This window comes from Sulfurovum sp. (assembly GCF_041551015.1).
Lineage (GTDB): Bacteria > Campylobacterota > Campylobacteria > Campylobacterales > Sulfurovaceae > Sulfurovum.
The window spans coordinates 1-6,724 of the sequence record NZ_JBFENQ010000104.1 but is presented as its reverse complement, the minus strand read 5'-3'; the positions used below and the strand labels follow the sequence as shown (position 1 = coordinate 6,724).

Annotated in this window: 7 protein-coding genes and 1 pseudogene; 1 reads left to right on the top strand and 7 read right to left on the bottom strand. The window is 35.9% G+C overall.

Annotated elements, in window-relative coordinates:
* From ABZC96_RS07435 to ABZC96_RS07420, 4 genes are all read right to left on the bottom strand, one after another.
* Positions 1-548 (bottom strand): membrane integrity-associated transporter subunit PqiC (locus ABZC96_RS07435; RefSeq protein ID WP_373030166.1); only part of this gene is annotated, 548 nt, incomplete at its 3' end.
* A 37-nt stretch (positions 549-585) separates the two neighbouring features.
* A complete protein-coding gene (locus ABZC96_RS07430) occupies positions 586-2,214 on the bottom strand; it encodes an intermembrane transport protein PqiB (protein ID WP_373030164.1) in 1,629 nt (542 codons plus the stop codon).
* Positions 2,215-2,814 (bottom strand): paraquat-inducible protein A, encoded by a 600-nt coding sequence (locus ABZC96_RS07425; RefSeq protein WP_373030162.1) that lies wholly within the window; start codon positions 2,812-2,814, stop codon positions 2,215-2,217. It abuts the gene before it with no gap.
* Entirely contained in the window at positions 2,811-3,455 is a 645-nt protein-coding gene (locus ABZC96_RS07420; RefSeq protein WP_373030160.1) for a paraquat-inducible protein A, read from the bottom strand. Before ABZC96_RS07420 ends, ABZC96_RS07425 begins: the two co-directional genes overlap by 4 nt.
* Positions 3,456-3,489: 34 nt before the next feature.
* Between ABZC96_RS07420 and ABZC96_RS07415 the strand changes: the two genes are divergently transcribed.
* Entirely contained in the window at positions 3,490-4,167 is a 678-nt protein-coding gene (locus ABZC96_RS07415) for a diacylglycerol kinase family protein (RefSeq protein WP_373030159.1), read from the top strand.
* Between the two features lie 25 nt (positions 4,168-4,192).
* Here the strand turns inward: ABZC96_RS07415 and ABZC96_RS07410 are convergent, their stop codons facing one another.
* The 3 genes and pseudogenes from ABZC96_RS07410 to ABZC96_RS07400 all read right to left on the bottom strand — a co-directional run.
* The gene (locus tag ABZC96_RS07410) at positions 4,193-5,137 is read right to left on the bottom strand and encodes a hypothetical protein (RefSeq protein WP_373030158.1); all 945 of its coding nucleotides are present in this window, start codon (positions 5,135-5,137) and stop codon (positions 4,193-4,195) included.
* Positions 5,138-5,156: 19 nt separating this feature from the next.
* Entirely contained in the window at positions 5,157-6,440 is a 1,284-nt protein-coding gene (locus ABZC96_RS07405) for an ATP-dependent RecD-like DNA helicase (RefSeq protein WP_373030157.1), read from the bottom strand.
* Positions 6,437-6,724, bottom strand: a pseudogene (locus tag ABZC96_RS07400) (hypothetical protein); the annotation flags it as partial. The pseudogene ABZC96_RS07400 and the gene ABZC96_RS07405, both read right to left, overlap by 4 nt.

Genomic DNA, 6,724 nt, shown 5'->3' with positions numbered 1-6,724 from the left:
TCTTCTTCCAACTGTCCAAATGCTCTATCCATAGCATCCACTATACTGGCTGCATCGCTATGTGTAGAAACCGCTGTACTAAAGAGCTTTGCTTTACGTTTATGAGTGCTGACTTTCATCACTTCCCAGTTGGCATCAAGGTATACTTTATCTCCTTGAGCGATAAAACGTGTAATATCTACGTTTACTATCAAACTTGGTTGTCTGTCTACGCCCCATGGATAAGCATAAACACTTGGCTGTTGAAACTTTTTCTGTAAAAAGCCAATAAGTCTATGTGTGAGTCCCGCATCAAGATCTTCTCCCCATACTGCTCCACTTAGTAAACTGATCTGACTTGATGTCTTTGCCACAGCAATTTCTCTTTTATAAAGATATTCGGGAACTGTGATCTTTTTGACTCCAATGCTTCTACTTTTGTTTTCATAATAAGAAGTTGGCTGAGGAGCAAGTGAAAGTACATAATAATTGCTAGATGACACACATCCGTTAATGCTAAGTAGTGCCATGAGCATAAAGAGCATTTTCATTTTTATACGAGTTAGCATTTAGTGCCTCCATTGTCCTGAATTTTAATTCTCAACATTAGTTATCTCCAAAAATGAGTGAATTTGGTTTACGATTGAGCATTCTTAAGAACAGTTGCATCTCTTCAGATGTTTTTGTAACTATTTCAAGTGTTTGAGTGATTTGATTTGTCAATAGAGAATTACTATCATAACCCTTAACTACTTTTTTAGCTGTACGGAGTGTTGCAGTCAATTCTTTCATTGTTTTATCGAGTTCATCCGGCATGGTTTTAAATGACTTTCTATCTGTCATTTCATTAAGGTTTTTAACTGTCTTGCTAAGATCTTCAAGTACTTGATGTATAGGCTCTGCATTATCATCAACGACTTTATTTATGGAAGCAAGTAATTTCTCTAAAGGAAGCTTATTGAGTTTTTGGAGTATTTTTTCAACCTCATCCACTATTCCTCCTTTGTCACTCTTAATAGATGGTAGAAGTACATATTTCTTACCTTTCTTGATACTCCTGTTTGTAATGTTATCATCGAAAAGCAAATCAATAAAAAGTGTACCAGTGAAAGGATCAGTAGGTGTTATTTTTGCACTCATGCCCTCTTCAATTGCTTTGTAAAATCTATTTTGGCAGCGTATGACATCATCTTTCTTTGAAGCAAAAGATGATAGATCTATATCCACTAAGATCTTCCCCAATATCTTATGTGTATCATCATTATATGAAAGTTCAATATCTTTTACCCGTCCTACCTCATAACCTTCATATTCAACAAAAGCACCTCTTTTAAGTTTTGCAATTGAATCTTGTGTCATTATTTCAAAAGATTGAATAAAATCCCCGCCCTTTCCAATAGTCTGCCCTTCAGCAAGATGAGCATTTTTATAAAGACGGAAAGCAAATTTATTAGGAACAGTATCCGTTATATCCTCTCCTGTAGATGAAAATTCGATACCTCCTTGCAGCAAAGATGTCACGGGTGCCATATTGACATCAAGTCTACCACTAGCAAAACTTACATCCACCGCACTTGTAACCCAAAACTTGGAACTTCTATGTACATACGGCACATAAAGATTCTTGATGAAGATCGCAAACTCAACACTTTGTCCATCAAGCGAGATATTGATATGCTCTACTTGTCCCACTTGAATATTTTTTAAGAAAATAGGTGTACCTTCCTTAATATTGTATCCTGAAGGAGCAGTGAGCTGAAAGTACTTTCCTTCCTCTGAATACCTGTATCCTTCACTCAAACCGCTGAAAATCTTTTGTGATTTTCCACCTTTTTCAGAGTGCATGTTAATATAGGTTCCAGAGATCAGCGTATCCAACCCAGAAACACCTGACATACCTACTTCAGGTTTTACAATCCAAAATTTTGCATTTGAATTAAGATATGGAATTGCTGATTTTTCCATTCTTGCTATCACTGTAACACCTTCACCATCTTGTTGTAATACGATCTTCTTCACTGTTCCTATAGGTACATTTCTATATTTTATCTGGCTTTGTCCTGCATTCAAACCTTCATTGGTAGAAAAACTAATTTTAATTTCAGGCCCCAATTCAGAGAAATACTGATACGCTAGCCATGCGGCAATGATCAGTGCAATAAAAGGTACGATCCATATGGAAGTAATTAAGTTAAATTTGCTTGATTCTTCTACCTGTGGTATCTGTGCTGACATCTATTTATATTCCTTAATAAGTCTTTCGTCAAATGCATGTGCTGCCAAGAGTGTAAAAAATACTGAAATAGCAAAAGCCGTCGCTGCTGTTCCTGCAATAATTTCAATATTGGCTAAATGTATCAATGCTGCAAGTATAGCTACAACAAAAACATCGATCATAGACCATGGTCCTACAACCTCTGTCATATAGTAAAGTTTATGCTTGTTGACTTTTCTGTCTTTTCCTATTGCGTATTTTACACTAATTAACAGATAAATCAAGACAAGAAACTTTAACACAGGTATAAGAATAGATGCAACAAAGATAATCATAGCTACAGGATAGGAACCATGTTCCCATAACATCACCACACCGCCAATCAGTGTATTACCCTCTTGTGTTCCAAACTGTTTTGTAATAAGCATAGGGTAAATATTTGCAGGTATGTAGGCGATCATGGCAGTAATAAGGTATGCCCAACTTTTTTCAGTACTAAAACCTTTATTGGGATAAATCGTAGAACCGCAACGGCGACAAGAATTTTCTTTACCTTTGTCTATATTTACGGCCTCACATACCGGACATCTTATAAGTTTTTTTTCATCTATTTCTATCACTCTTCATCCTTGGTAGCAAAGGCTCTTTTTCTCAACATCCATAACTCGGAGAGATTAAGACGTTTCACGATATACAGGTCAATAAGTACAAATACTATCAATGCCCAAAAGGAAACTCCCATATGTATCTGAGCATAACCTATCAGTTTGACAAGTGCCACAAGTATGCTGATAAGAAATATGTCTGTCATACTCCAAGGGATAATATGAGAAAGTAAGATAAGCAGTTCTTTTGTCAATTTTTCATGACGCTCCATCTTTAACAATATAAACAGAAGTATATTTATAGTGAAAATCATCAGAGGAAAAATAAAGATGAGAAAAATACAAATAAGCCCTACAATATAAAATTCACTCTCGAAAAGAGAAAAAATCGTTTTAGGAATAGTAATAAACTGTTCATGTCCAAGTATCTCTATCTGCACCAAAGGAAAGAGATTTGCCAAAACAAAAAAAATAAACCCAGTGATACTCAATGCCAAACCATGCTCAATAAGTTTACTGTCATACCTATAAAGTATAGCTCCACATTCAGAACAGCATGCTTTAGTACCGTCTTCTATAGGTACTTCTTCATGCAGTGTAAAACACTGTTTACAGATAATAAGATTATCAAGTGCATCTTCATTTTCAATTTTCATGGTTATAATTATAGCTGATTTTATAAGGAACATAATGCGTATTCTTTCTATAGGCAAAACACTGCAACACGATGCACTCCATATCACTTCTATAGAAATATCAGCACTTGAAACATATTGTGATCTAAAAGAGTATGACTATATCATAATATCGGGTGGAGATGGCAGTATTAGACGCGTTGTTAAAGCATTACAAAACATATCTCACTCAGCTATATTCATACTCAATCCTATAGGTTCTTTTAATGTCGTTGCAAAGCTTCACAAGGTCCCAAAACTTGAACAAGTGCTTCATGCACTGGCAAATGGGAGAAGACCCCAAATCCAAAAACACCACTACTATTCACTCAACGATGAAGTTTTTCTCTTTTCGGCTGGAAATATGGGTGATCTTCAGCATATTTTTCTTGCAGAAACACTGCGTTTTGGTCTATTAAAAAACAATATAGGTAAATACATACTGGCCTTGCTCTTTTTACTCCCGTTACACCTCATCATGACACCTTTTATGCTTCTAAGTTCCAATCGTTTTTTTATCTTCACGCCTGCTTCTTTTATTAAAAAATTCGGTAGTTTTTATGGAGAAGTGAAAGAGATGACCATTAAACTAGAAAATACCTATAACCATATAGAGCTTGATGGAGACATTGTGACCATAGACAATAATATCTTGCATATCAAACCGGCAGGATATATTCTTATCGTCACTTAGTACACAGTACTTTTGCTTCTTTTGTCTATTTTAATCTTCTAGCTACTATCTTTGAATCCATGAAAATTGCAAAAGGTATTTGAACGATGTAGGCAAACATAATAGGCAAGATCATCGAAACACCAAAGGTATTTGTACTGAATGTAGAGAGAACCAATGCCAGCGTTATGTATCTTGTAATACTATGCCAGAAAGCTGCTCTTTCCTGCGCTGATTCAAGGTTATAGATAAATTTTGAAACAATAAAAATAGAAAAATAAAATGCTAGCACAGCTATGATTGCTATAAAAATAAGTTCTGGTTCAAATGTATAAAGTTCAAAAAGAAGTTGTGACTTCTGAAGCCCAAAAAGATAGAAGAGAATAATAAACAAACTGATATTACTAATATAACTGCGTTTTTCTTCTATAAAATTTTTCAAAGGTTTTATAAATAAAACAACTCTACTAGCAATAAAAGGAATCACGATCAACAATGTGATAACTGCTCGCGCAAAATTACTTAAATTTCTTTCATCTGAATAAGATTCCCCAAAATACTCTGCCGTATAGATTCCAAAAATATGTAACATCAGTAAAGAAAGTGAAACAAAGATCAGATTGATAAAGAGTAAAATAAAACCTATAGAAGTGTCTGCATCTGATTTTTTGATCCAATGCATGACCATACCGCCCCCACCAAGTACAGAGAGTAAAAAAAGTCCTGCTGCTATACCAAAATTCTGTGTACCAAATCCGATCATCAAAGCTATAATAGGTAAAAGAATGAAATTTGCCGCTAAACTTTTCATAATGACTGTTTTATATTCGAAAATAAGTTTAATATCTTGAAGCTTTACATTAAAGAGTGTTGGCATGATCAAAGTCAATCCTGCAAATAAACAGATATCGGAACTAAAGATAAAACCGTCTGTATTTGCTCCATATATCAAGCCAAGTACCGCACCAAGCAATATAATAGTAAGTTGCATTCATATCCTTTTTAAAACATTAATTGTCTATTCTAGCATAATATTCAATTACCCTTTGATCCACATGAATAACCCTTCGTAAATACTGTGTCAGATCACCTCTATTAAACTCTATCTTGAGATGTTTAGGATCTATTGCACGTGATATAGCCACATAGAACTGGCTTGGTGCAAAAATATTATCTACATTACATACAAGGTTGTCTATACTCATCCCTTGTGACTTGTGTATGGTCACTGCATAGGCCAGCTTCAGAGGAAACTGTGAAAGTGTAGCCAATGACATCGTCTCAACAGCACCGTCTTCTTTAACCAGCATATCGACGAGATCAAATTCATGTCTTTCAACACGTACAAACTCATCTTCTTTTTCCACAATGAGATGATCCTCTTCTATCTTTCTGAGTATTCCTCTCTCACCATTGACAAACTTACCCCATTTGTTCACAGTAAAAAGTATAGGTACTCCCTCTTTAAGCGTGAGATGTTCTGAAATAGGAAGCATGTTTTTCCAGCCTGTCAACTTCTTCTCGTGTACAGAACCAAACATCTCTACATTTGCAAAGAGTATCGTCTCTTCTGTATCAAGTTCATTGATCTTGGCTCTGTTGGTCTGTTCTACTTCCAAGTTACGTCCAAACAGATAGGTTGGATCTTTCTCCATACTTTCTGTGTTCCAAAGTCTTATCATATAATTGACCACTTCTTCGTCACATTTCCCTTTACGGACTTTAGAGAGGATATGCGTAAACTCTGCATCTGTAGTACGTTTCATCTCGGTAAGTTCTATGACCGTAAGATCAAAACGTTCCCAAGCCATGCTTTCAAAGGCATAGAGTTTCTCTCCAAAAACATCATTTCTATTTTGCTGTTTCTGTACAGGTGGCAGCTGAAAAAAGTCTCCCACAAAAAGTACTTTTCCCAGATATCCGTAATTGTTCAATCTGTACGCTATCATATCCATCAGATCAGTGCTCACCATAGAGATCTCATCGATGATGATAAGATCTGTGGCTTTAAGCACCTTCTTCAGATCTACAAGCCTTTTCTTCGCACGTTTATCTCCCGCAGCCAACTCCTCAAAATTATTGGCTATACCGAACACAAAAAAGCTATGTACAGTAAATCCGCCAATATTTACAGCACTCACACCTGTTGATCCTAGAGAGACAACCTGTTTTCCTCTTTTCCGGTAGTCTGAGATCACCTCGTTGGTAATATAACTCTTACCTACCCCTGCACCACCTGTTAAAAAAACATTGGAATGCTTTAGTGCTTCTAATACATCTACTTTATCACTCAAAACCCTGCCTTGTCTATGAATCCACTTTGACAATGGCTTCGTGTTTGTTTTCCTTGTTTTAAGAGTATACCTAAGTCATCATTCCCAGATCCTAAATGTAACCAAAGTTCAGTGATAAGCCCCTTATGACATTTTAACTCTACCCGTTTTCCTGTACCTAGCCCAAAGCTTCTATCAAAAATTGCACGAACCTGTTGAAGCGTGACTCGTTTACCTATATGTTTCTTAAAGAAATCGCCCACCCTTGAATCATTGACTTGCTCTACCATGTTTATGGCATCTTC